Annotated in this window: 22 protein-coding genes; 12 read left to right on the top strand and 10 right to left on the bottom strand. The window is 64.3% G+C overall.

Going from position 1 to position 25,074, the window contains the following annotated elements; all coding sequences use genetic code 11:
• Positions 1 to 531 precede the first annotated feature (531 nt).
• Both QX034_RS06685 and QX034_RS06680 read left to right on the top strand, forming a co-directional pair.
• Positions 532 to 798: an HAD family hydrolase gene (locus tag QX034_RS06685; protein WP_316195107.1), complete on the top strand. Its 267-nt coding sequence runs from the start codon at positions 532 to 534 to the stop codon at positions 796 to 798.
• 260 nt (positions 799 to 1,058) lie between these two features.
• Positions 1,059 to 1,388, top strand: a complete 330-nt coding sequence (locus tag QX034_RS06680; RefSeq protein WP_316195106.1) for a hypothetical protein — start codon at positions 1,059 to 1,061, stop codon at positions 1,386 to 1,388.
• A gap of 333 nt (positions 1,389 to 1,721) precedes the next feature.
• On the opposite strand, the gene QX034_RS06675 is transcribed toward QX034_RS06680, so the two are convergent.
• Complete coding sequence (locus tag QX034_RS06675; RefSeq protein ID WP_315806199.1) at positions 1,722 to 2,369, bottom strand: HAD family hydrolase; 648 nt, start codon at positions 2,367 to 2,369, stop codon at positions 1,722 to 1,724.
• 365 nt (positions 2,370 to 2,734) lie between these two features.
• On the opposite strand from QX034_RS06675, the gene QX034_RS06670 reads away from it, so the two are divergent.
• Positions 2,735 to 4,201 carry a M81 family metallopeptidase gene (locus QX034_RS06670; protein WP_316195104.1) on the top strand — a complete coding sequence of 489 codons (1,467 nt, stop codon included), beginning with the start codon at positions 2,735 to 2,737 and terminating at the stop codon, positions 4,199 to 4,201.
• 519 nt (positions 4,202 to 4,720) lie between these two features.
• On the opposite strand, the gene QX034_RS06665 is transcribed toward QX034_RS06670, so the two are convergent.
• From QX034_RS06665 to QX034_RS06655, 3 genes are all read right to left on the bottom strand, one after another.
• Positions 4,721 to 6,307: an OprO/OprP family phosphate-selective porin gene (locus tag QX034_RS06665; protein ID WP_316195102.1), complete on the bottom strand. Its 1,587-nt coding sequence runs from the start codon at positions 6,305 to 6,307 to the stop codon at positions 4,721 to 4,723.
• 246 nt (positions 6,308 to 6,553) lie between these two features.
• Positions 6,554 to 8,182 carry an MFS transporter gene (locus QX034_RS06660; protein ID WP_316195100.1) on the bottom strand — a complete coding sequence of 543 codons (1,629 nt, stop codon included), beginning with the start codon at positions 8,180 to 8,182 and terminating at the stop codon, positions 6,554 to 6,556.
• Positions 8,169 to 9,308 (bottom strand): HlyD family secretion protein, encoded by a 1,140-nt coding sequence (locus QX034_RS06655; RefSeq protein ID WP_315744317.1) that lies wholly within the window; start codon positions 9,306 to 9,308, stop codon positions 8,169 to 8,171. Before QX034_RS06655 ends, QX034_RS06660 begins: the two co-directional genes overlap by 14 nt.
• Positions 9,309 to 9,706: 398 nt before the next feature.
• On the opposite strand from QX034_RS06655, the gene galE reads away from it, so the two are divergent.
• On the top strand, positions 9,707 to 10,702 hold the full coding sequence (gene galE, locus QX034_RS06650; protein ID WP_315706575.1) for a UDP-glucose 4-epimerase GalE: 996 nt from the start codon (positions 9,707 to 9,709) through the stop codon (positions 10,700 to 10,702).
• A gap of 41 nt (positions 10,703 to 10,743) precedes the next feature.
• Here galE and QX034_RS06645 read toward each other — a convergent pair whose 3' ends face one another.
• Together QX034_RS06645 and QX034_RS06640 are read right to left on the bottom strand one after the other, a co-directional pair.
• Positions 10,744 to 12,378, bottom strand: a complete 1,635-nt coding sequence (locus QX034_RS06645; protein ID WP_315706576.1) for an ABC transporter substrate-binding protein — start codon at positions 12,376 to 12,378, stop codon at positions 10,744 to 10,746.
• A 343-nt stretch (positions 12,379 to 12,721) separates the two neighbouring features.
• Complete coding sequence (locus QX034_RS06640; RefSeq protein WP_315706577.1) at positions 12,722 to 13,012, bottom strand: GlsB/YeaQ/YmgE family stress response membrane protein; 291 nt, start codon at positions 13,010 to 13,012, stop codon at positions 12,722 to 12,724.
• Positions 13,013 to 13,443: 431 nt separating this feature from the next.
• Between QX034_RS06640 and QX034_RS06635 the strand changes: the two genes are divergently transcribed.
• From QX034_RS06635 to QX034_RS06625, 3 genes are all read left to right on the top strand, one after another.
• Complete coding sequence (locus tag QX034_RS06635) at positions 13,444 to 14,940, top strand: amidase (protein ID WP_315706578.1); 1,497 nt, start codon at positions 13,444 to 13,446, stop codon at positions 14,938 to 14,940.
• A gap of 130 nt (positions 14,941 to 15,070) precedes the next feature.
• Positions 15,071 to 16,816, top strand: coding sequence for an amidohydrolase (locus QX034_RS06630; protein WP_315706579.1), 1,746 nt, complete (start codon positions 15,071 to 15,073; stop codon positions 16,814 to 16,816).
• A gap of 83 nt (positions 16,817 to 16,899) precedes the next feature.
• Complete coding sequence (locus QX034_RS06625) at positions 16,900 to 18,387, top strand: MFS transporter (RefSeq protein WP_315706580.1); 1,488 nt, start codon at positions 16,900 to 16,902, stop codon at positions 18,385 to 18,387.
• Between the two features lie 13 nt (positions 18,388 to 18,400).
• Here QX034_RS06625 and QX034_RS06620 read toward each other — a convergent pair whose 3' ends face one another.
• The 3 genes from QX034_RS06620 to QX034_RS06610 form a co-directional block, all read right to left on the bottom strand.
• Positions 18,401 to 18,658, bottom strand: coding sequence for a hypothetical protein (locus QX034_RS06620; protein WP_315706581.1), 258 nt, complete (start codon positions 18,656 to 18,658; stop codon positions 18,401 to 18,403).
• Positions 18,659 to 18,775: 117 nt separating this feature from the next.
• Positions 18,776 to 19,261 carry a hypothetical protein gene (locus tag QX034_RS06615; protein WP_315706582.1) on the bottom strand — a complete coding sequence of 162 codons (486 nt, stop codon included), beginning with the start codon at positions 19,259 to 19,261 and terminating at the stop codon, positions 18,776 to 18,778.
• 149 nt (positions 19,262 to 19,410) lie between these two features.
• On the bottom strand, positions 19,411 to 20,019 hold the full coding sequence (locus QX034_RS06610) for a TetR/AcrR family transcriptional regulator (RefSeq protein WP_315706583.1): 609 nt from the start codon (positions 20,017 to 20,019) through the stop codon (positions 19,411 to 19,413).
• Between the two features lie 102 nt (positions 20,020 to 20,121).
• Here QX034_RS06610 and QX034_RS06605 point away from each other — a divergent pair, with 102 nt between their 5' ends.
• The 5 genes from QX034_RS06605 (at position 20,122) to QX034_RS06585 (ending at position 24,113) form a co-directional block, all read left to right on the top strand.
• A complete protein-coding gene (locus tag QX034_RS06605) occupies positions 20,122 to 20,811 on the top strand; it encodes a PspA/IM30 family protein (RefSeq protein ID WP_315706584.1) in 690 nt (229 codons plus the stop codon).
• A gap of 49 nt (positions 20,812 to 20,860) precedes the next feature.
• A complete protein-coding gene (locus QX034_RS06600) occupies positions 20,861 to 21,136 on the top strand; it encodes a YiaA/YiaB family inner membrane protein (RefSeq protein ID WP_315706585.1) in 276 nt (91 codons plus the stop codon).
• A 240-nt stretch (positions 21,137 to 21,376) separates the two neighbouring features.
• Positions 21,377 to 22,381: a hypothetical protein gene (locus tag QX034_RS06595; protein ID WP_316174449.1), complete on the top strand. Its 1,005-nt coding sequence runs from the start codon at positions 21,377 to 21,379 to the stop codon at positions 22,379 to 22,381.
• Complete coding sequence (locus QX034_RS06590) at positions 22,378 to 23,577, top strand: hypothetical protein (RefSeq protein WP_316195098.1); 1,200 nt, start codon at positions 22,378 to 22,380, stop codon at positions 23,575 to 23,577. Before QX034_RS06595 ends, QX034_RS06590 begins: the two co-directional genes overlap by 4 nt.
• Positions 23,578 to 23,735: 158 nt before the next feature.
• Positions 23,736 to 24,113: a hypothetical protein gene (locus tag QX034_RS06585; protein ID WP_315706588.1), complete on the top strand. Its 378-nt coding sequence runs from the start codon at positions 23,736 to 23,738 to the stop codon at positions 24,111 to 24,113.
• A gap of 47 nt (positions 24,114 to 24,160) precedes the next feature.
• Here the strand turns inward: QX034_RS06585 and QX034_RS06580 are convergent, their stop codons facing one another.
• Positions 24,161 to 25,012, bottom strand: coding sequence for an SDR family NAD(P)-dependent oxidoreductase (locus QX034_RS06580; protein ID WP_315706589.1), 852 nt, complete (start codon positions 25,010 to 25,012; stop codon positions 24,161 to 24,163).
• Between the last annotated feature and the right edge of the window lie 62 nt (positions 25,013 to 25,074).

Raw genomic sequence — 25,074 nt, 5'->3', positions numbered from 1 at the left:
TGCCGACATCTGCTCCCGGAGGGCGACCGGAAGCAGGCCGTCGAGCGACTAAAGGACCGTTTTGATCTATTGCGGACAGACTCCGGCGCAAAACTCAGACATTGTTCTATGCAGTCGAAGCCCGCGATGTACCCTTTCTGCTGACTGAGAGCGGCGCGGCCTTTACTTCTTCGTTTGGCCGGTACTGGTGGAGTCGGAGGAGGTCGTCCCCTTCGGCGTGCCGGTGCTGCTCTTCTTTCCGCTTTTCGGGTCCCCTTTCGGCGGGCTCGGCTCGCCGCCCTGACTGAATGCAGACGATACATTTGCGGCCATGAACGCAATCGCGACCAATATCACCACGGCTTGTCTCATATCGTGTCCCCTCTTCAGAGAATTATAAAATATAGTGATATCTTGCGGCCAACGACATTGACGAAGATCAATCCACGCTCGGTTTGGCCAGCCGTAGGGTAGGGCAAAGGCGCATGCGTGATGTCTCCACGGTCGAGCTCGCAACGGCGCCGTGCCCACCAACTGGTTCATGAAATAGCGATGGTGGGCACGCGCCGCCTGATGGCGGCGCTTTGCCCACCCTACCTTCTGCTTCAGGCACTTGATGCAACAGCCGCAAAGGCCGAACAGGCGGTCTTCATCGGCGACACCTCCTTTGACATGGAAATGGCGCAGGCAGCAAAGCTTAGAGGAATTGGGGTGACTTGGGGATACCACACGGCCGAGCGCCTATCTGCTGCTGGCGCGCAGCGCATCGTTCGATCTGTCGAAGAACTCAGAAGCTTGCTCTCTGTGCCGCTTGGTTAGACACGTTCGCATGTCGAGTGGTGACAATTGACGACTTCCGTGGGCCGGCTCGGACCTTGCATTCGGCTCCGAGTATTCCGTCACCGGGTTCGACCGAAGGTCATGGCTCCGGGCGCGAGAGGGCGCTCTTGTCTCAAAAAGGGATTCCGATGCCGGGCGACCGAGGTCGGTTTCGGAAATGAACGGCGAACAACGGCATGTTCAGCATGGCTTCAAAGCGGGCAATGTAGAACGTCACCATCGTTCCAATGGAGGGGACAATGGTTTCGCTCAAGACATCTCTTTTAGGCGGCCTTGCCGCGCTCGCCGTGACCGCAACCCTGTTCGCCGGCTCGGCGCCGGCTCAAGCCCATGATGGACGCAACGCGGCGTTGATCGGCGGCCTGGTTGCCGGGGCCCTCATCGGTGGCGCGCTGGCGTCGGAAGCGCAAGCGTATGAGCCTGCGCCGGTCTACCGCTCCTACTATCGCCACCCGGCTTATGACAGCTACGGTGACAACCACTACCGCTACGCGCCGGCTTACCGGGACCGCAATTGCGACCACGGCTACGGCACTGTGTCGGACTGGGACGACGAAGACGACGATTAGCCAGCCGTAGCGTGGGCAAGGGCGCATGCGTGATGTCTCCACGCGCGAGCTCTCAACGGCGCCGTGCCCACCAACTGCTGCTTGAACTTGAATAGCGATGGTGGGCACGCGCCGCCTCAAGGCGACGCTTTGCCCACCTACGCCTGCTCAAACCTTCGTTATAATTGGTGGCTTGTCCCATTTTTCAGTCAATCGCGATGTCGCCTCTCTGCCCGTCTCGGGCACTCTGGTCTGGCCGGGATGTCGGCTTTCAGGAATGATTCGGAAGTGAGCAATCGGAAACCGAAAGGCCGGATTTGACCCGACTCGGAAACCGGTTAAGGTCACGATCATTCAATGCGCTCGTTGCAGCAAATCTGGAAGGTCGCTCATCCGATGAAAGAGATCTTCGCAGATCGCTCGCAATTCCTGGTCAACTCCGGGATCGCCGTCGGTAAAACCCAGGACCCGCATCCCCGCGGCCCGAGCTGCGTAAACTCCGGATAATGAGTCCTCGACGACGATGCAGCGTGAAGGGTGAACGCCCAACGTTTGCGCCGCGTGCAGGAACAGGCCAGGGTCTGGCTTCCACGAACCCACCTCATACGCGCTAAATATACGTCCCTCGAAGCGCTCCAGAAGCTTGGTCAATCCGAGCGTGTGCGTGAGCTTCGACATCGGCCCGTTTGACGCTACACAAACAGGAACAGAGATTTCGGCTAAAGCTGCATGGATTCCTTCGACAGGCTTCAGTTCGGCATCGAACGCCAATGCCGTTGCTTGTCTGACATCCGCCACAAACGTTTCCGGAACGTCGCGACCTAAGCGGCGCTCAATTTCTCGCACACAGTCCGCCATTTTTAGCCCCCGGAAAGCCCGGATCGCCTCCTCCACGTCAATTGGAGCGCCCTCCTCGGATGCCGCTCGGGCTAAGACAGTCAGCGCAATGATCTCGCTGTCGACTAACACACCATCCGAGTCGAAGATGACTAGCTCAATCACGATTAGGTCCACAGGAAAGACGGTCACAGCATGACCGGCACGAGGATTTGGTTAAGTAGAGTATATTCGATGCTTCGCACAACTGTTGTTCGACGACGCGAGTCCCAATCACTTCCGAAATTGGCCCTTCTGCGACCTCGGGCGAACTCCGCTTGCGTGCGGCTGTCGGCGGGCAAGCGGACATCAGTCGGCGGGACTCATGACCGCTCCTCGATGATGCGGTGTGCCGTCCCATGCGCTGGGCGGCGGTCGCCCTTCGCGTTGGTCTCTTGTGCTTCCGAACCAGCTTGGTTTCTCTGGGACGGGCATCGCCGGCCGGGACGATGCGCGCCGTTTTCTCTCGCGACCAAACAGGTTCAGCCTTCATGCGTGTTTTCTCCGCCGCCCTCGCCACCGAGACCAACACCTTCGCGCCGATGCCCACCGGGCTCGCCACCTTTCATGAGCGGGCCTATTTCCCCGCCGGCAGCCATCCCGACAAGATGCAGATGCACGGCGGGCCGCTCTGGGCGGCGCGGCAGGTCGGCCCGTCCAGAGGTTGGACGCTGATCGAGGGGCTGGTTGCGGCGGCGGTGCCCAACGGCGTCGTCACCCGTCAGGCGTTCGAGACGCTGCGCGACCAGATACTGGCCGATCTCAAGGCGGCGCTGCCGGTCGACATGGTGCTGCTCGGCTTGCACGGCGCGATGATCGCCGACGGCTATGGCGATTGCGAGGGCGAATTGATCACGCGGGTGCGCGAGATCGTCGGGCCTGACGTGGTGATCGGCGGCACGCTCGATCCGCACTGCCATATGAGCGAGGCGATGGTCGCAGGCGCCGACCTGCTGATCTGCTGGAAGGAATATCCGCACACCGACATCTTCGAGCGCGCGCAGGAGTTGGTGGAGTTCTGCGCCGCGCTGGCCGAGAAGCGCTTGATGCTCCGGCATGCCCTGGTCGACACCAACATGATCGTCACCCTGCACACCACGCGCGAGCCGGTGCGCAGCTTCGTCGACCGCGTGAGCGCGCTGGAAGGCAAGGAGGGCATCGTCTCGGTCTCGATCGTGCACGGCTTCGGCTGGGGCGACACGCCTTCCATGGGCACCAAGGTGCTCGTTTACAGCGATGCTGCTGTCGATCCGGACGGCGCGCGCGCCGCGGCGCTGGCGCGTCGGCTCGCCGATGAACTGATCGCGATGCGCGAGGCCGTGACCGAGCGCATGCCCGGGGTCGATGCGGCGCTGGACCAGGCGCTCGCGACCGAAGGCACGATTGTGCTGGCCGACGCCAGCGACAATCCCGGCGGCGGCGCGCCCGGCGATTCCACTTTCCTGCTGCAGCGGATCATCGAACGAAAGATCGACAATGTCTGCCTCGGCCCGGTGTGGGATCCGATCGCGGTGCGCATCGCCTTCGATGCCGGTGTCGGCGCCAAGCTGCCGCTGCGGATCGGCGGCAAGATCGGGCCGCTCTCCGGCGATCCCATCGATGCGGTCTGGGAGATCAAGGCGCTGAAGCAGGACATGGTGATGACGGGTCTCGCCGGCACGCCGGCCAAGCTCGGCGATTGCGCCCTGATCGCTTGTGGCGGCGTCGAGGTCGTGATCACCACCTTCCGCTGCCAGGCCTTCGGGACCGATCTCTTCACCCAGCTCGGCTGCGATCCGGCGACGCATAAGCTCGTGGTGGTCAAGTCGGCGCAGCATTTCCGTGCCGCCTATGCACCGATCGCAACCGCCGTGATCACGGTGGACGCGCCGGGCGTGGTGGCGCGCGATCTCACGACCTTGCCGTACAAGACGATCAAGCGCCCGAAATGGCCGCTGGACGAATTGCCGAAGGCGTGAGGCGCAGCGGCGCTGTGCCAGAATGCGACGCCAGCGGTGTCCTTCTTAACTTTCGGAACGCGGTCGGAACGAAGCATGTCCGAATCGCTGATGAAGCCGAGTACGTTAGTTGTTCACCGCTAGATATCGGTGCTGGCGTGCCTCGCACGCCATAGTCCCGCCGAACGAGGACGACGCGAGCATTCGGTACAAGCTCGAAAAGTTAAGGCCCGGCGGCGGACGCCGGGCCTGCTCGCGCTGGCGAGGGCATGAGCGGTCGCGTACGCCAGATGCTTCAAAACGAAACGCCCTCAGCGCGCCTCTTAACTTCTGGAACGCGCCTGGAACGAAGCATGTCCGAATCGCTGGCGCCGTCAGGTGCGTCGTCTGTTCACGGCTAGATCTCGCGCTCTGCCGCAGCGGCATACAATATCCAGCCGAAGCGTTCGCCTGGCGAGGCGATCTCAGCTCCGAAACGTTAAAGCCCGGCGCAAGCGCCGGGCCCTAGTCCTTAAGCCGTCAGGTCAGAGCACGATCGGATCAGAACGCGACCTGCGTGCGCATCGCGAAGGCATCGAACCTCGAACCTGCATTGACGGTGCTGGTCGAGCTGGCCTGTTTGGAGATGTCGCCATGCAGGTAATTGAACATGAAGCGGATGTTGCTGCTGACGTACCAGTTCAGGCCCGCCGTGTAGATGTTCTGCCGTCCGCCGGCGATGCCAGCGGCAGTCGCGAGCTGATCGTTCAGGTCGATCGTGCTGAAGCGACCGGCGACCTCCCAGGCTCCCCAACTGCCGCCCTGCAGCGAGAACGGATGCGCCGGCGCGATGCCGCCATAGGAGGCCGAGGCCGGATTGTACTTGTGGCTTTCGCCGGTCAGCACGTAGCTCGCTTCGGCGTAGCCGCCCTGGAATTTCAGGCTGGATGCGCCGAACGGCGGCAAGCCGGTGTTGGCCGTGCGATCGATGTTGAACCAGTAGTATTCGCCCTGGAAGAACAGTGGTCCGTAATTGCCCGCGGCCTCGACGCCGTAGACTTGGGCACCGGAGACGTTGGCGATGGCGCCGGTCGAGACCAGCGAGGTCGGATCGATGCGCAGCTCGGGACGGTCGCTCAGGGTCAGCGTCTGCGCCTGCGTGACGAGGTTGCGCGGCGGCTGGATCAGCCATTCCGCGTCGGCGCCAAGGTGGAATGAATAATCCGGGCCGCTGACGACCTGGCCGGCAACGCGCGCCACCGCGCCATATTGCTCGCTGGTGCCAGCGGGCGTGACGCTGGAGGCGGAGTGGATCGCACCGGTCGTCGGTCCGGTGACGTAGCCGCCAGCCCAGAACGTGTCGTTCCACCAGCGCGTGCCGATGGCTGACCGGAAGTCGCCAGCAGCGATGTTGGTGGCGACGACGCCTGCCGAGGCGCGCTCCATGAACAGGATGTCGTTCGAGCTGGTGGCTTCGTCGAGCGTCCACGGCAGGTCCATGATGCCGCCTTCGATGGCCATCTTGCCGCCGAACGGCTTGAGGCCGGTGTAGCTCAGATAGGCGTTCTCGATGCCGGAGGTGCCGCCGCCGGGAAGGGAGCCGGGCGCCGTGCCGCCGAAGCCGTCGGAGGAGCCGCCGAAGTCGTAAATGAGTGCGTAGTTCCAATCACCGAGAAATTTGCCCAATACACCGATGCGCGCGCGACGGACATTCTCGCCGCTGTCCAGTTTCTGTGGCGACGTCGCTGCGCTGTTCGGACGATAATCATAGCCGCCGACGTCCCAATGCAGGCGGCTCGTCAGCGCGATGCAGTTCTGCTCGTCGGCGGTGCAGATCGTCGGCCGGTTGTTCGGCATCGTCACGACCACGCCCGTCGCCACCACCGGTCCCTTGGTCGGGATCGCCGCATTGGCGTTGGCGACCGCGGATTTGACGTCGGCCTTCGCCGTGTCCGCCTTGGCGTTGGCTGTCGCCGCGGCCTGCGTATTGGCCGTCGTCTGCTTCTGCAACCTGTCGAGCTTCTGCTCGAGCATCTTGAGCTGCTGCTTCAACAGCGCGATCTCGGCATCTGTGCCCTCGGCCGCACGCGCCGACGAGGCCGCCAGCAGCCCCGCCACGGCGACCATCGTTGCCGTCCGTATCCTCATGGTTTTCCCCTTCGTTATTGCCGTCACCACCCCTGCAAACGGCGCCAACCGTAAAAAACTCGGGTGAAGGTCCTGCGACAGCGTAGTCGCGATTGCTGATTCCACCTATGTGAAAGCTGCATGAGGGGAGGGGACGCTTGGATGATGTCGATCATCCAATCCTCGGCGCGGCGGAAATGTTGGATGCCTCCGGGTCCCGGTGTCGCAGGTCTGCAACACAAGGCCATCATATGTAAGAGCGTCGGCTCAGGACCGCGGGACGTCGAGCTGCCGCGTCGGCCTGCCTATCAGCTTGAACGGTGTCGGTGAGAACGGCCCCTGTGGGGCGCGCGTGATCAGGGCGATGAAGCCGAGCGCGGTGATCGCAAGCCAGAAGCACAGCCAGAAGCCGTCGATATAAGCGAGCACGTTGGCTTCGCGCTGCACCTGGCCCGCGAGGGTGCCGATCGCGCGGCCCTGCGCCTCTCCGGCGCCGTGGCTGGAAAAATAGCTGATGAGCCGCTGCAGCACCCGCACCACGTCGGCATCCCCGCTTTGGATATTGAGCCCGAGATAGGCGGAGTGCACCTGCTCGCGCACGCGCAGCCAGGTGCCCATCAAGGCGACGCCGATCTCGGCGCCGCCGAGCCGCATGATCTGGATATAGGCCGCGAACGCCGTCGCGCGCGAGGGATCGGAATTGGCCAGCGCCACGATGATGATCGGCAGCAGCGTGAAGGCCTGGCCGATCGACTGCAGCAGCACGATCGGGACGAAGTCCTCGCGCGCCCAATCATGCGTCACCTGGGTGCCGAGCAGGTTCGCGCTGGCGAAGGCCGCAAAACCGATGACGACGACGATGCGGGGATCGAGATGCCGCAGCAGCCAGATCGAGACCGGCACGAGCACGACCATCGGCAGTGCGCCGTAGATCAGCAGCAGCATGCCGCTCTGCTCGGGCCGCAACTGGGTGATGGTGCCGAGGAAGTTCGGCACCAGCGAGGAGTTGGAGAGGCTGGTCAAGGTGTAGAGCAGGATGACCGTCAGAGAGAGCCCGATATTGCGCGAGAACAGCACGTTCACGTGCGCCCAGGGCTGGCGGACCAGCGCCTCGTTGATGAGGAAAATGGCCAGGAGCGCGGCGCCGCCGAGCAGCAGCGCCATCACCGTGCCGGATTGCAGCCAATCGAGCCGGTTGCCCTGGTCGAGGCCGGCATAGATCATCGCGACCGAAGTGCCGAGCAACAGCATGCCGCCCCAGTCGGCGTCCTTCAACAGCTCGCGATTGACCGGCTCGGCCGGCGTGCCGAGATAGACCATCAGTCCCATCAGCGGTGCGAGCACGACGCCCTGCCAGTACAGCCATTGCCAGCCGAGATGCTCGACATAGAAGCCGACCAGCGAGGTCGACGAATCCAGCGCGAAGCCGACGCGGATGGAATAGAGCGAGATCGCCGGCAGCCACCAGCGGATCGGCAGGTTGCGGAAGATGATCATCAAGGTCGCCGGCACGAAGGTGCCGAGCAGCATGCCGTGCACGATGCTCAGCGCAATCAGCGTCGGATAGTGGTGCACGAATGGAATCACGAGCGAGGTCAGCGCATAGATCAGGCTCGGAATGCCGAGCACCCGCCGCAGTCCGAACGCCGTCGCAAGCCAGGCGACCGCGGGCGCGATGAAGATCTGCGAGCCGATCCCAGCGGTGGAAAGCCACGCCCCTTCATCGAAGCCGAGCGAGAACGCGCCGCGCAGGTCCGGCAGGCCGACCGAGGTGAGCCGGCTGTCGAAATTGGCGAGAAACGCGCCGAGCAGCACGGCGACCACGGCAAACAGCGGATAGCGCGCGACCTCGCCGCGCGAGACCGGCCCGCGATTTGCGGCGCTAGCGTCCGCCATCGGTGCGATCGGTGTGAATATGGGTCACCACCGACATGCCCGGCAACAGCCGTGCCAGCAGCGGCTGGTCGTCGTCGAGCTGGATGCGCACCGGGATCCGCTGCACCACCTTGGTGAAATTGCCGGTGGCGTTGTCGGGCGGCAGCAGCGCGAATTGCGAGCCGGACGCCGGTGCGATCCGCTCGACGCGGCCGTGCAAGCGCTGGCCGGGGAAGGTGTCGACCGAGATGTCGACAGGCTGGCCCGGCGTGACATGCGTCAGCTGCGTTTCCTTGTAGTTGGCGACCACATATACGTGCGGCAGCGGCACCACCGCGATGAGATTGCTGCCGATATTGACGTAGTCGCCGGGCTGTACCTGCCGCTCGCCCACGACGCCGTCGAACGGCGCGGTGATCCGGGTATAGCCGAGCTTCAGCTTCGCGGCCGCGAGTGCGGCCTTGGCGCCGGCGAGGTCGGCGCCGCGCTGCTTCTTGGTGCCGGTCAAGACGTCGAGCTGGTGGCGTTGCGCGGCGATCACCGCGCGGCTCGCGCGCACGTCGGCCTGCGCCTTGGCATAGGCCGCGGTCGCCTGTTCCAGCCTCTGCTTCGTGCCGGCCTCGCTCTGCGACAGCGACTGTTGCCGCTGCTGTTCCTGCTGGGCTTCGACTTCGGCTGCGGTCGCCGAGACCTGCTGCGCCTCGGCCTGGGCGATCGTCGCATATTGCAGCTCGATCTGGTTGCTCAGATTGTCGAGCGCGGCCTGCGCTGCCTCCACTGTCGCCTCGGCCTGCGCAACCTGCGCCTCGTAATCGGCGGGATCGATCTGCACCAGCAGGTCACCTGTCTTGACGCGTTGAAAATCGCTGACCGCCACCTTGAGCACTTCGCCGGCGACGCGGCTGGAGAGTTTCGTCAGCTCGGCCCGGACATAGGCATCGTTGGTGGTCTGGATCGCGGCGTTGCCGACCCAGGCATCCCAGCGCAGCGTGGCGAGACCCACGAATGCGAGCGCGACCACGACGGCGAACAGCGGAATCGCGAGCCGCGCCAGCGCACCGCCAGTTGGAGCGCTCGTCGTGCGGGGGACACCGGCGGGAGCGGGGCTGGCTTGTGGCGCGACGACACTGCCCGATTGCTCACTCACGGCGCATCTCCATTCCGTCCCTTCCGCGGGGGCTGTCACGATCCCGGATTTCGCCAACGAGGCCACCGCGATACGGCGCGAAATCGGAGAGCGAGCGCGAGCCGGAAGAGAATGACGACTCTCATACGATAGAACCATGCGGTGGGCCACCCCTGTTGATCGCAGAGGCGCCCCAGGATTGTCGCGATAGCTTCGTCCAGTCCAGCCCTTGCGGCGGGCCGCCGAATGTGGAACCCCGTGGTTCTCCCAGCTTGGGCAATCGCTCCGCCGCGGATTAACGTTATCGGAGATGCCGTTTTGTGCTTGCAGCGCGAATGGCTTATCGTCGGGATTTATTTGGCTGCGACCGGCACCGCCGGCAGGCCGGTTAAAGCGATTGAACAAAGGAATGCGTACTGATGCGGAATAGGGGCGCGATCCTGATTGCTGGTGGCGCCGGCTATATCGGATCTCATTGCAGCAAGGCGGTCGCAGAGGCCGGGTTTCTGCCCGTGTGCTATGACGATCTGACCTCGGGCCATCGGAGCTTCGTCCGCTGGGGACCGCTGGTGTTCGGCGACGTCGGCGACAGCGCCAAGGTCGCTTCGACCATCCGTCAATACGATGTCCAGGCAGTGATGCATTTCGCGGCGTCGAGTGCCGTCGGCGAGTCGCTGGCCCATCCGCAAAAATATTACGTTAACAATGTTGCCGGCACGCTCGGTCTGCTGCAGGGCATGCGTGAGGCCGGCTGTAACCGCCTGGTGTTCTCATCGACGGGAGCCGTCTACGGCAATGCGGGCCGCGAGCCGATCCCGGAAAGCGCGGCGGGGCCGACCGTCAATCCTTACGGCCGCTCAAAATACATGATCGAGCAGATCCTCGCCGATTATCGCGCTGCCTATGGCTTCAACGCGATCAGCCTGCGCTATTTCAATGCCTGCGGGGCCGATGCGTCGGGCGTGATCGGCGAATTGCGCGATCCCGAGACGCATCTGATCCCGCGCGCGCTGATGGCGATCCTCGGCCACGTGCATGATTTCGCGATCTTCGGCACCGATTATGATACGCCGGACGGCACGGCAGTGCGCGATTACATCCACGTCGACGATCTCGCCGCGGCGCATATCGCCGCCATCGAGCGGCTGCTTCAGGACGATCCAGGCGGCGCTTTCAATCTCGGCACCGGCACCGGCTATTCGGTGCGCGAGATCGTGGATGCGATCCGCAACGAGACCGGCGAGTCCGTGCCGCTGGTCTATCGCGAGCGCCGCGCCGGCGATCCCGCCATCCTGGTCGCAGATCCCTCCCAGGCCGAACGGCAGCTCGGATTCAAAGCTCGCCGCTCCGACCTCGGCCATATCATCCGCTCGGCCTGGGCCTGGCACCAGAAGGCGCATCCGCGCATCGCCTGACGATCGCAAGTGCGCCGCGTCAGGCCACGGCCTGATCAAGCCTATTCCAGATCGACGGCGTGATACTGCCCGGACTTGTCGAGCTGCGTGCCCCAGACCTTGTGCACCGCCTGGTGGTCGGACGGCCCGAAATTCACCTTCGGCCCGAGCCCGAGCTCGTAGTTGCGCATGTTCTCCATCGTGTCCACCAGCGCCTCGGTGTCGAACGCCGGGCCGACCCGCCGCAATCCTTCGATCAGGATGTTGGCCGTGAGGTAGGCTTCCAGTGACGCGTAATCCGGCTGCTCGCCGGGAAAGTATTTGGCGAGCGCCTTCTTGTAGTTCAGCGCCACCGAGGCATAGCTGTCCACCGGCGGCGTGACCTGGGTGCAGATGACGCCGTCCGCGAAGCGCGGGCCGAGCAGCATCAGCTCATTGGCGAGGCCGGTGCTGCCGACACCCGAGATCGTCGCGTAGATCATGTCCGGATAAAGCTCGCGAGTCTTCTCGATGAATTTCGCCGCCGGACGAAACGTCGCCACGAGCACGACTGCCTTGATCCCGGGTTTCCGGCGCAGTTGCGCCACCGCTGCATCGACGTTGACGGTGTTGCGATTGTAGTACATGCGGAGGATGGCGGGTGCATCGCCGCCGCGGAGGGTGCGAAGGGCTTTGGTCACGCCGTCCCACCCTGCATCGCCATAGGCGTCCTGTTGAGTGAGGACTGCGATCTCCTCCGGACGCAGACGCCGGATCTTCACCAGATAATGAATGATGGCATCGACCTCCTCGGCATAACCGGCACGGAAGTTGAACACGTAACGGTCCGGTGGATCATGCCGGAGCGAGGGCGCGCCGGTGAACGCGCCGAAATAGAGCGCATGGTGCTCCAGCGCGTAGGGGACGGAGATCAGGGCGGTCGGGCTGCCGTAGTTTTCGATGAAGCCGAACACCTTGTCCTTCTCGTAAAGCTGCTTCATCGCGTCCAGCGTTCGCGTCGGCTCGTAGCCGTCGTCGGCGGTGACCAGCTTGAGCTGCCGGCCGTGGACGCCGCCATTGTCGTTGACCTGGTTGAACGCGGTCTCGATACCCAGCTTGAGCTCGCGGCCCATGTCCCTGCCGGGCCCTCCGAACGGCGCTGCCATGCCGAGGCGGATCTCGGTGTCGGTGACGCCCTGGACCGCGCTCGTCGTCTGCAGGGCGCGTGCGGTCGGCGCAACGTTGGCGGTCCGCGTCTCGGGACTCGCCAAGCGATCGTCCTCGCGCAGCGGCGAGCCCGAGATTGGCGGAGCGGACGCAGCGGCAGGGGCCGCACTGGCCGAGGTCACGCTCGGAACGAAGGCGGGTGTTGCAATCGGCGGCGCGGCTGCGGTCGTTGGCGGACCCACCGACGCATCGGCGCGGCTATCGCTGAGAGGCGCGCCGGACCAGCGCGGCACCAGCACCAGCGCGGCGTAGCTGGCCGCTGCCGCGGCCAGTACCACGGCACCCAGCAGGAGAAGCACGTTGAATGATCTGCGCTCGCGGGGCGGCGGAGGAACGTCCTGTACGCCCAGCCTCGGAAAGCGATCAGGCGCCCTGATCCGGTCCTGCTCGGCATGCCAGAACATTTCCGGCAGCGAATCCGGGTCGTCGCCGCCATCAGTCACATATCTAGGATATTCGCTCTCGCCGCGCCGATCGGACAGACGTCCCATGATGGCTCCCCAATTCGCCTCGCGCATCCCATGTTGTCGTTGGATCTTTTTTCGGGATTGCTGCGCAGTCGCGCATTGCGGTCTCGCAGCCGGTGAAGGTTGCTCGAGGCCGCGGCGCCTCATCGACTAATCGTCAAGTGTTTTTGAGAGTATCGTCGCGTGAGTCGAAGTCGATCATCCCGACGATCTTGAGCCGAGATGATATGGCATAATGCGGCGGCAGTTTGTTCTTCGCGACATGTGCGCGAAGAAAACGAGGCCGCCTCCGTACAGCGATGTTGTGCGAATCGCGCGGTTCCAATCCAACACATGTCATATTGGAACTCAGGTGCCCTGATGCAGTTCACGCGCCGGATCGCGCGTGCCACAGCCAGATTGCCGCCAGCACGACGAGCGAGCCGATGAAGGCTGCCACGACGTCTCGCAGCGAAATGACGATGCTCTCCAGGCTGGGGAAGAGCCCGAACAATGCGAACAACGCGCCGCCGATGACGGCTCCTGCGCATCCGAGCCCGATGTTTGCAAGCAAGCCAAATCCGGCTTTGCGGCCTTTCACCAGCATCCCGGCGAGGCTGCCGCCAATCAGCCCGACCACGAGCCAGGTCGCTGCGTGCGCGATCGTAAACATTCTCATCCCCCTTGCTCTATCGTTGATCTCGCCGATCTCGCGAGCAGACAGCCCAATCCGCCACTATCTAGGACGAAGCACATCGTTACTCTCCTGTCCGGAAAGTTACGGACGCATCACTGGCGACCGAGCGACGATCTCGGCAACAGGTCGAAGACAATTTTCCGCAAATGCAAATGCGAGCGGTGCGGCCGTGCGACTCGCACAAGCAACCTTTTGCATCTTGCGACCGATCTGGTTGCGGCAATGCTCATTGTCATCCTCTCAGGCATCGCCTGACAGAGCTTGGTTTCCCGCCATGTCGGCAATCGCAACTATTTCCATCGCGGACCGCGATGGCGCTTGATCTACCGCAAAGGTTTGGAATGCCCCGTGAGCTTCAATTTCGCGAACGCAGTCATGCGCGAGGGCGCGTGGACGAAAGCGCGGAGGCGCATATGATCGATAGACGAACGCTCATCAAAGGCGCCGGCGCGGCGTTGGTTGCGTCCGAGCTTGGCTTTGCGGCCGCGCGGGCCGAGGCCGACGATCCGCTCTCCTACGCCTCCGTCGACGATCTCATCGCCATGTTCCGGGCCAGGAAGGCGTCGCCGGTCGATCTCTTGAAGGCGCAGATCAAGCGGATCGAGGCCCTTAATTCGAAGGTCAATTGCATCACCTATGAGCACTTCGATCAGGCGCTCAAGGAGGCCAAACAGTCCGAAGACCGCTATCGGCGCGGGACCGCAAGGCCGCTGGAAGGAATCACGGTTGCCATCAAGGATGAATTCAGCAGGCCGGGTTGGCGGATCACGCAAGGCTCGCTCCTCCTCAAGGACTCGCCGCCCGCAACGGAAAGCTCGGCGATCACCGACGCGCTCGAGGCGGCCGGCGCCGTGATGCCGTTCCAGACGACGGTGCCGGAGTTCTACCTCTTCCTCGGCGCTTCGACCCGCGCCTGGGGCACCACACGCAATCCGTGGAATCTCGAATACTCCCCGGGCGGGTCGTCCGCCGGATCGGCGGCGGCGCTGGCCGCAGGTTTCGCGACGCTCGCCATGGGTTCGGATATGGGCGGCTCGATCCGGATTCCCGCCTCGCAATGCGGCCTCTATGGCTTCAGGCCGCCATTCGGGCGCGTCGCGGGTGGGGAAATCCCCTTCGCGACCTCGGGCCCGCTCGCGAGGCGGTTCGACGACATCGTCCATTTCCAGAACGCCATCGTCGGGCCTTCCGAGAAGAGCATGGCGACGATGCGGCCTCGTCTGGACTATCCCGCCCATTACCCGCGCCTTTCGGGGTGGCGCATCGCCGTGGATTGGGGCGCCGCCATTGCCGACGTCATCCCGCCGGTGAAGGCGGCCATGCTGAAGGGGATCGAGAGCTTGCGCGCGGCCGGTTGCGTCGTGGACGAGGTCGATTGCGGCTTCTCGAAGTCCCAGAAGTTCGTCTACATTCGCGGGCTGATGTCGACCTCCATCGGCACTGCGATCGAGATCTCGAATGCCCATCGAGATCAGCTCTCGCCCTATATGACCGAGATGCTCGACCAGATCGGAGCCGTCGGACCGCGCCAGGCCGAAGAAGCCGAACAGCTGCTGGACCAACTGCACCGGCAAGTCCAACAACGCGTGTTCGGGAAAGGCTACCGCGTCTTGCTCATGCCGACGATGGCGACGCCGCTTGTCCGCGCCGACATGTTCAAGAGCAAGGAGGACAAGGTGGACCCGTGGGTGGGCACCGGACTGGGCTTCGCGCTGACCTGGCACTGGAACCTCCTCAACCGCTATCCGGTCATCGATGTCCCGCTTGGCGTGGTCGAGGATCGGATGCCCTCGGGCATGCAGGTGATCGGTCAGACCTACACCGATCTCGACACTTTCCAGTTCGCGTCCAACTGGTCTCGACTCCGGCCGGCCCTGTTTGCTGGCGGCCGATTCCCGAGCTTCACCTGATGCTGGGGAGACATTCGGCAGCGACGCAGCTTGCCGGGCTGCGGACGTCCTGAAGGGGAAAACAATGTGCATTGCATGCGGTCCAACCATCAGTTCGCTTTTTGCGGCATCGAAGTCGGACGCCGGAGGAATGACGCGTCGGCAGATGGTCGCGACCGCTGCTGCGGCCGCAACATTCGCGGCCTCTTCCTCGGCTCCAGCCTGGGCCGCCCCCAACCGTACGACCGTCTTTCGCGGTGGCCGCGTCTACACGGTGGAGGAGTCCAAGCCCTGGGCGCAGGCTGTCGTCGTCAAGGGAGAAAAGATCGCCTACGTCGGCGATGATGCTGGGGCCATGAAGTTTGCCGGACGCGGGGCGGAGATCATCGACCTCCAGGGACGCATGTTGATGCCGGGCTTCGTGGAGGCGCATTGGCACCTTTGCACGCTTGCGTTCGCCCGCGGCGCCTGGGTCAATGAGGAAGATCCGGAGCGCATCTACGCCATCCTCCGCGACTATGCGAAAACGCATCCCGACGAAAAGTTCATCCTTGGCTTCGGATGGATCGCTGCCGCGTTTCCTGCTTCAGGGCCTCGCAAGGAAGCGCTGGACGCGATCTTCCCCGACCGGCCCGTACTGCTCGTGAGCTGCGACCTGCACAGCTACTGGGTCAATTCCAGGCTGCTGGAGATGGCCGGCATTACGAAGGATACCCCGCGCGATGTCGTGCCCGGCTCCTCCTGGTACGAAAAGGATCCCAATGGCGAGCCGACCGGCTTCATCTCGGAAGTGCCGGCGCTGTTCGCGGTGCTGCAGACGCTCGAAAAGCACGGCATCGAACCCTTCGGCCTGAAGTCGGCTGCCGCGGCGATCGAGGAATGGCAGCCCAAGCTCGCGGCTGCCGGCATCACCACCTTCTTCGATGCGGGCTTCAGCGCGTGGCCGACCGAGCAGCATCACGGTTTCGACATGCTGGTCGACCTCGAGAAGCGCGGCAAGTTGTTGCAGCGCGTGATTGGCAGCCTCTATCACAATGATCCCAATGTCGATCCGTTGCCGACCATTCGGGCCTATCGGAAGCGCTATCGCACCCCGCTGGTCAAGGCGGACGTGCTCAAGCTGATCGTCGATGGCACCGAGCTGAGCCGTACCGCCTATCTGTTGGAGCCTTATGCCGGGCAGCCGGATCGGCGCGGCGAGCCGTTATTGCCCTCGCCCGTGTTGAACCGGATCCTGCGCCAGGCGCATGCGGAGGGGATCGACACGCACCTTCATGCCGTGGGCGATGCCGCGGTCCGAATGAGCCTGGACGGCTACGAAGCCGCGTTTGGCAAGAACGGCCCCGGCGACCGCCGCCATACCATCTGCCACGCATTCCTCACCGCGCCGTCGGATATTCCGCGCTTCAGAAAGCTTGGCGTGATCGCGAATACCCAGATCCAGTGGGGCGTGCCGGACATCAGCCAGCGTCGGGTCCGCGAGATCTACGGCGAAGAGCGCTGGAGCCGCATGTACACCTTCAAGACGTTTATCGACGAAGGCGTCACAGTGTCGTTCGGAATGGATGCCCTGGCGACCGGCTCCAAGGTCGTCATCAAGCCGCTCGAGGCGTTGCAGGCCGGCCATACGCGTCAGGAGCCAGGCAAGCCCGACGGCCTGGTTCATCCGCCCGCGACCGAACGCCTGAGCCTGCCGGAACTCATCCGAGGCTATACCCTGAACGGCGCCTACCAGCTTCGCATGGAGGATAAGATCGGCTCCATCAAGGTCGGCAAGCTGGCCGATCTGATCGTGCTCGAGAAGAACCTGTTCGATGTCGCGCCTCACGAAATCGGCAAGGTCAATATTCAGCTGACAATGATGAACGGTCGGATGACTCACCGCGATGGGATCTAGCAGGAGCAGTGAACGTGCTGGAGCCGAGCGACGCACGGATGGAACAGAGCTTGGATCGATGGTGTTCGCGGACGGGTGCACTGATGTCGAAACGTAATCGCTGGCTGATCCTGCTGACCGTATCCAGCGCGCTGGCTCTGATCGTCATCGACATGACGGTGCTGTATACGGCGCTGCCCAGCCTCACCCGCGAGCTTGCGGCGACGGCGTCGGAGAAGCTGTGGATCGTCATGGCTTACGGCCTTGTCGTTGCCGGTCTGCTTCCCGGCTTCGGCGCCCTCGGTGATCGCCTCGGTCACAAACGGACATTCGTCGGCGGTCTTGTGGTGTTCGGGATCGCCTCCATCGTGGCGGCCTACTCGCCAACGCCGGCGGTTCTGATCGGCGGGCGGGTTCTGCTCGCCATCGGTGCGGCGCTGATGATGCCGGCGACCCTGTCGATCATTCGCGTCACCTTCACCGACGATCACGAACGGGCGCTCGCCATCGGCATCTGGGGAGCCGTTGCGTCGAGCGGCGCGGCCGTCGGCCCGCTCGTCGGCGGTGTGCTGCTGGAATATTTCTGGTGGGGATCGGTCTTCCTGATCAACGTTCCCCTGGTCGTCGTCTCCCTCGCCGCCGCGCTGCTGCTCATTCCTGCGCCGGGCGACCGCCCCGGCCGCAACTGGGACCTGGTGGGGTCGCTACAGGCGATGGCCGGGCTGGTCGGCTTCGCCTATGTCGTCGAGGAGTTCGGCAGCGCCAGTCCCCCTTACGCCGTCATGGCGGCCGCGGCAGTCGGCACGGTCGGCATGTTGTTGGTCTTCGTCCGCCGTCAACTGCGTCTCAAGGAGCCCCTCATCGACTTCACGTTGTTCAGCAACCGCGAATTCACGCTCGGCGTGATGACAGCGATCGTCGCGGCGCTGGCGATCGCCGGTCCCGAACTGGCGATCAGCCAGCGTCTGCAGCTTGTGCTCGGATATTCGCCGCTGCAGGCGGCGCTATATATCCTGCCGGCCCCCCTGGCGGCGTTCGTCGGCGGACCGCTGGCGAGCCTGGCGCTCCGTCGCGTGGGAGCGGCGAACACCATGGGGGGCGCGCTGCTGATCGGCGGTCTCGGCGCAGCGGGCTATCTCCTCTGCTACGACGCAAACCTCGTCCTGCAATTGATCTGCTTCGCAATCAACGGCCTTGGACTGGGGGCATCCATGGCGGCCGCGTCCAACGCGGTCATGAATCACGCGCCCGAGGGCCGCGAAGGCATGGCCGCCTCGATCGAGGAAGTCTCGGTCGAACTCGGCGGCACCATCGGCATCAGTATCTTCGGCAGCATCCTGTCCGGGGTCTATACCGCCTTCATGGTGCTGCCGGACGGGCTCGGCGTCCCCGACGCCGCGCGCGACAGCATCGACGAGGCCCTGATCGCGGCAGAGCGCCTGCCGGCCGAAGCGGCGGCGCTCGTCACCTCAAACGCCCATGCTGCCTTCGACCATGCCTTCGTCGCGGTCATCTTCCTCGCCAGCGCGTTGCTGCTAGGCACAGCTCTGCTGGTGCGGACGAAACAAACAGCTTCGAATAAGGCTGCTTGAACAGGTTCGACCGTCACGCGGCGGCAGATGGCGTCTGTTCACGCGGTCCCGTGAAGGCCATCTCCGCGCGCTCACGCTCGAGCGACCAGGAGCCGATCTCCTCGCCATCGCGGAAGAAATGGACGCTTCGCGCCGAGAGCTGGCCGTGATCGTCGCGGATCATCCGCAGCAGGCTCTGCGCCAGGCGCGAATGATCGACGGGAAGGCGAAGGTCGAGAAAATCGTCGCAATGGTCCGGCAGCGGCCTGCCGTTTATATCGCGAACTTCCATGCGTATCTGTGCCATCGTTCGATTGAACGACAACAGGCCTTTCCGACCGGTAAATGCGCGCACGTTTAAACGTCAGCGCGAGCGGGGATCCGCAAAGTCGATCAGGTTGCGGCCGGATCAATCCGCCGGCCCGTAACTGCAGGTGGCACCGCCACCGGCCTTGTCCTTGAGGGCCGCCGGATCGAGCGTGCAATCGAGCTTCGAGAGACTTTCGAACACCGAGCCTGCCGCGCCGTCGGACGGAATGCCGGCCGTGGCGAGGGTTGCGTAAATCTCGTTGGCGGCGCGGCCGGTCAACTTCTCCGTGCTCTTGCCGAAGGTCAGTTCGCAGGACCGCGCCGTGATGTCGACGTTGGAGGTGCGGCAGACGATCTTGTCGGCGGCAACGGTGATCTTGTCCTTGTAGGAGGCATCGGGATTGCCGTCGAAGATGCCCGCCACCGCCTTCTTGTAGACAGCCGGAAGCAGCGGAGAATAAGGCGCCACGACTCCGGCCAGCGCCAGGGCCGCCGCGCCATTGACGGTGTTGGCACCGGCGGCCAGCGCCGCCGAGGGCGGCAGCGTTGCGGCGAAGATGAGGACAGTCACGATCGATCGTTTCATGGTGATGCTTCCTTGCCGATTCACTGGAGCGGAGCCTCCAGACCGGTCAGCGCTCCATAATCCCCGTTGCCGCTGACAACCATAAATGCATTGACGGTTTCGCTGTGAATTCTCCGTGAATGCAATAAGCCGGCCATCCCCAGCACGGTTCATCCCGCCGCAGCCACCAGGCCCGTCACCATCGCTTTCACCATGGTGGTGATCTCCCGGCGCAGGAGGGCGAGCGGGACGGCGACTAGCTTCCGTTCGAGCCCCAGCGCCACCATGCCGTGCACCGCGGAGAACAGGCTCCGCGCGGTGATGCTGCTTTCCTCCGCCGAGCGGCGCGGGAAGAGAACAGCGAGCGGCTGGTGGATGTGGCGAAACAGATGCATCTGCTCGCTGACCGCCCAATCGGGCAGCGGCTTGTCCGGCGCCATCCGATGCTCGAACAGGGCCCGCCAGAGTTCGAGATTCTTGGCCGCGAAATCACAATAGGCGAGCGCGATGCGGACCAGGGCTGCTTCAGGGATGGACGGCCCGCCGCTGTCCGCCGCGGCCAATTCGGCATCGAGTCGGGCGAGGGTGCGCGATCCCACCAAGAGCACGAGTTCGTCGACATCGGCCACGAGATTATAGACGGCACCATTGGCAACGCCGATCTCCTGGGCCAGGTCCCGGGTTTTCAGGCCAGCCAAGCCTTTGGCAGCAATTGCTTTTTCTGCGGCATCGATCAGCGCCTCGCGCTGCTTTGCGCGTCGTTCCAAGGTTTTGGACATCCTTAACCATTTTCTTGAGCGACGTTCAAAATATGTCTTGAGCGCCGCTCATATTTTCTCTATAACAAATCCATGAGCAATGCTCATAGCAGGGAGCCGACAATGTTCAAGACCGTTCTGACACTGTTTCGCGGCAGCGCCGCTGTGGTGGAGGACGAGCTGCAGGACCGCACTGCGCTCGTGCTGCTGGACCAGCAGATGCGCGATGCCGCCGCCGCCCTCGATCGCAGCAAGCGGGCGCTGGCGATCGCGATCGCGCAGGACCAGCAGGAGGGCAGGCGGCTGGAGGCCGTCCAGGGCCGGATCGCCGATCTCGAAATCCGGGCCACCGCCGCACTGGATGGCGGGCGCGAAGATCTCGCGCGCGAGGCGGCGCAGGCGATCGCCAATCTGGAGGCCGAGCGCGATGCGGCCAGTACGGCGCGGGCGCTGTTCGCGGCTGAGACGGTGCGGCTGAAGCGCCATGTGGCGAATGCCGAAGCGCGGATCAATGAGCTCGATCGCGGCCGGCGCATCGCGCGCGCTGCTGAAGCCGTTCGCGCGCTACGCCGTGGCGGCATCGAGGCGGCGCGGCCTTATGAATGCACCTTGCCGGAAGCGGAAGCGACCTTGAAGCGGTTGCGCGAACGGCAGCTGGAAGTGCAGGCGGCCGACGAGGCGCTGATGGAGCTCGATGCGGCCACAGCCCCGCTCAGCGTCGCCGAAAAGCTCGCGGCGCAGGGTTTTGGCCCGCGCATCAAGAGCACCGCCGACGACGTGCTGGCCCGGCTGAAGGCGAAGCGCGCCGCCTGACCCCATTCATATCCGATCAACCGCCACCCAATCTCAACAGGAGACGACCATGAATCAGAATGCTCAACCCCACACCGGTGCCTGGGTCACCTTCACCTACGGCTCTTTCGCCGCTTCCGCCTTCCTCGTCGCGCTCGGCATCTTCTTCCTGCCGATCGATCTCTGGATGAAAGGCTACCTGACGATGGGCATCGTGATGCTGGTGCAGACCTGCGTGACCCTGACCAAGACCGTCCGCGACAACCACGAGAGCAGCAGGCTCGTGAACCGCATCGAGGATGCCAAAGCCGAGCGCCTGCTGATGGAGGTCTCCAAGGCGGCGTAGAAGACGGTCTGACTTCCTCCATGGACCAGAGAGGCGGTGGCCGCGGCAGCGCCCACCGTCTTTCGTGTTGCCCGACTTTTTGTTCAATCTGCGTTTACTGTGACAGGCAGCGCGTCGACGCGTCTGTGGCGTCTTCATGCGGGGTGGTGCATGGGTTGCGGCAAAGCAGGAAGCCTGGCGGATGGGTCCTAACCGCTGCATCATGGTCTTCTAGGGATTCTTGGACGGAGCGCGCGCGGCATGAGGATCTGGACGGTGCTGCGCAGGGGCTATGACTACACTGTCTTCTGGCTGAAGGCGCTGGCGCAGGAGGATATGAATCTCACCCTGCGCACCCATGCCGGCCTGCGCACGCGGATCATCGAAAGCCCGGGCCGGACACTCGACGAGGCCGCGCTTGCGGCACTCGTTTCCGATCTCAGGACGGTCGCCGCGAAGACGATGCCGGAAGGCAGCCTCACCTACGGCATCTTCTCCGGCGATCGCGGGACTTTATCGCGCGCGATCGTGACCCTGGTGTCGGAAGAGGCCGGCGGCCGGCCGATCGCATTCAATGCGCTCTCGGTGATGGAGGTCGTGCGGGACGGCGAGCCGCAGCAGGTGATCCATCTCGGCCTCGTGATGGTCGATCCTGATGTCCGCGGCCGGGGCCTGTCGGGCGTGCTCTACGGCCTGACGACGCTGCTGCTCTTCATCCGCGACGGCCTGCGTCCGAAATGGATCTCCAACGTGACGCAGGTGCCGGCCGTGGTCGGCATGGTCTGCGAGACCTTCTCCGACGTATTTCCCACTCCGCAACAGGGGGCGCGGTCGAGCTTCATCCATCTGCAGCTCGCGCGCGGCATCATGCAGGCGCATCGCGCCGTGTTCGGTGTCGGCGAGGACGCCGGCTTCGACGAGGCACGCTTCGTCATCACCAATGCCTATACCGGCGGATCCGACGCGCTGAAGAAGACCTTCGAGGTCGCGCCCAGGCATCGCGATCAGATCTACAACGACTTCTGCGCCCGCGAGCTCGATTATGTCAGAGGGGACGACCTGCTGCAGCTCGGCCGCATCGATCTGGCGGCCGCGCGCCGTTATCTGTTGCGCGAGCTGCCGTCGGGCTCGTTGCCGGCCCTGCTTGCAACCTCCGCCGTGCTGGCGCTGCAGCGGCTGATCCTGCCGCTCCTTCACTGGTTCGACGACACCAGGACTTTCGGCAGCCTGCGGCCGCGAGTGCGGGCGGTCAAGGGGGCGGCATGACGCCGGGTCTCGTCGCCGATTCCATCGTCAATCTGTGTGGCGGCATCGGGCTGACCATTGCCGGCGCGATGCTGTATCGGCGTGATCCGCGCGGCGCGCTGACCGCACGGCTCGTGTTCGTTCTCGGCATCGTCGCAGTTCTGTTCCTGTTGCGCGGGGTGGCCTGGTGGAGCGGCAACGCGGCGCTCGATCGCATTTCGGTCATTCCTGCCGCATTGATCCCGCTTGGCGCGCTGCTCGTCACGGAGGGCCTGTTGCGGCGGCACGCGCATCGGGCCTTGAAGGCGCTGGCGCTGTTCGGTGGCATCCTCATGGGTCTTGTAGGAGCGGTCGCGCCTGCCGGGATCGAGACCATCTACACGCTCGTGCTGTCCGCCTTCCAGCTCGCAAGTTTTGCGGTCTGCGCGCTTCTCCTGCTCACGCGCGACCGGAGCACGCTGCTCGCCGCGGAAAATCGCGCCATCGATCGCGTCGCGGTTGGTGCGCTGCTGGTGATCCCCTTCATCGTGACCGATTTCAAGGCGCTGGCGCCTGATATGCCGGTGCGGCTCGGCGCGCTCGGTGCGCTGCTCGTCGTCACCGCGATCCTGCTCGCGGGCTCCAGCGCCGAGACGCAGCGGCAGGGCCTCTGGCTCACCGCGCTGCGGCTCGTCGCCTCCGCCTTGCTCGGCATTGCGGCGGCCTGCGTTTGGCCCGATGTCGATGCGGCGCAGATCGTCCGCCTTGGCGCGGTGGCGATGGCCGGGGTGCTGACCATCGGTCTGATGACGGACGCGTTGCGGGCGCTGCTGGAGGCGCGCGAGCCCGGCGTGCTCGCTTCGATCGGTGCTTCGAGCGCGCGTACGCGCGACGAGCTGATCAGCGAGCTGGCGCGGCAGCCGGTATTCGAGACTGCGCGCCGCCATCGCGAGGCGGAGCTCGCGGCCTATGATCCGCAGCTGTTGCGTGACCTGCTCGCGCGCCACCGCGTGCTGCGGCGTGCCGACGCGCCATGGGGCCTATCGCCGACCGATGCGGCGGTTGAGCGCCTGGTCGCGCTCATGCTGGCCGAAAGCGCCACCCACATCATCGTCCTGTCGCACCAGCCGGTCGACCTGATCGTGCTCGCGGTGCCCGTGATCTCGGCCGATCCCGCGACCGAGACCGCGCTGGCCCTGGTGCGGCAATTGCTGGTGCTGACGCCGGACCGGACGTGAGCGCGATGTCCGCATCAATCCCAAACGCGCGAAGCATTCCAATCTAGAATCGCTTTCGCCGGGGTCGCGGCGATCCCGCATTTGCTACTATGACGGTTGGACTTGCGTCCAAGCTGCGATATAGTTAGACGTATATAACGCGACGGAGGCGAACCTCGATGGAGATCGAGCCCAAGTCCCTGACCTGCTGCACTGTGTCCGAGGACGGCGGCGCCATTTCTCTCGGATTCCTTGATGCGCAGGGGCAGGAGGCGAGGCTGAAATTGTCGCTCAACCAAGTCGGCGCGCTGGCGATGACCTTGCCTGGGCTGATCGACAAGGCGCTGCAGACGCGGTTCGGCGACGCGTCGCTGCGCTATGCCTATCCGCTGGCGTCATGGGCGGTCGAGCAGTCGTCCGATCCGACCCAGCGCATGCTGACCTTCCGCACCGTCGATGGTTTTTCGGTCTGCTTCTCGATGCCACGGGATCAGCAATGCGAACTCGGCGAGGCGCTGGTCGCGCAGCCGGAGCCGGTCGCAATCCGAGCGAATTGATCCTGCTCGCTCCGCCGGAAGTTGCGCTCGTCGCGACGACGGATGGACTACTTCCCTCTCACGAACGCCGCGAACGCATCCGCATAGTCCGGGTGCCAGCGCGACAGAGGAGGGCGGTTCTCGACGATGTCGCCGGCCGCCCACAGGATGCGCCGCTCGTCGAGCGCGCGCGGCACGTCGTTATCGGGACAAAGGATGTAGAAGTCGCCGGCGTTGACACGCTCCAGCATGAAATCGACCGTCTGTTCCGGCGTCCAGGCGGCAGCCGGCTTCTCGATGCGGCCGTTGGCGGTCAGCGGCGTGAACACGAAGCCCGGAATGAACAGATGCGCCGACACCTGGCAACCGGGCGTGTTGCGCAGTTCGTGCTGCAGAGCCTCGGTAAAGGCCTTCACGCCGGCCTTGGAGACGTTGTAGGCGGGATCGCCCGGCGGCGTGGTGATGCCTTGTTTGGAGCCGGTGTTGATGATGAGAGCCGGCTTGCCGCGCGCGATCATCCCGGGCGCGAACACCTGCGAGCCGTTGATGATGCCCCAGAGGTTGACGCCGAGAATGCGCTGCCAGTTGTCGAGCGGGCCGAACATCTTGCTGCCGGGCTGGATGCCGGCATTGTTCAAGAGCAGGTCGGTGCCGCCGAAGCGCGTCCGGACCGCTTCCTCCAGTTCGACCACGCTCTCGCGCCGGCTGACGTCGACGTTTGCCGTCATCACCGAGGCCGCCCCGTGCTTTGCAATCGATGACAGTCTTGTGGCGGCCTGTTCGAGGCGCTTGTCATCGACATCGGCGATGCAGACCTTCATGCCGAGGCCGGCGAGCCGCATTGCGGCGGCAAGGCCGATGCCGGAGGCGCCGCCGGTGATGACGGCAGTGTGATCGGGCGACAGGGCAGGATGGGGCACGGTGGATCTCCCGGCGGTTGTGATCGTGATGCTGGGCTCGACTTATGCCACAGCCGTGGCGT

It is taken from the genome of Bradyrhizobium sp. SZCCHNR3119 (assembly GCF_032487775.1).
Classification (GTDB): domain Bacteria; phylum Pseudomonadota; class Alphaproteobacteria; order Rhizobiales; family Xanthobacteraceae; genus Bradyrhizobium.
The sequence above is the reverse complement of the archived record's forward strand: the minus strand, read 5'-3'. Positions and strand labels throughout refer to the sequence as shown.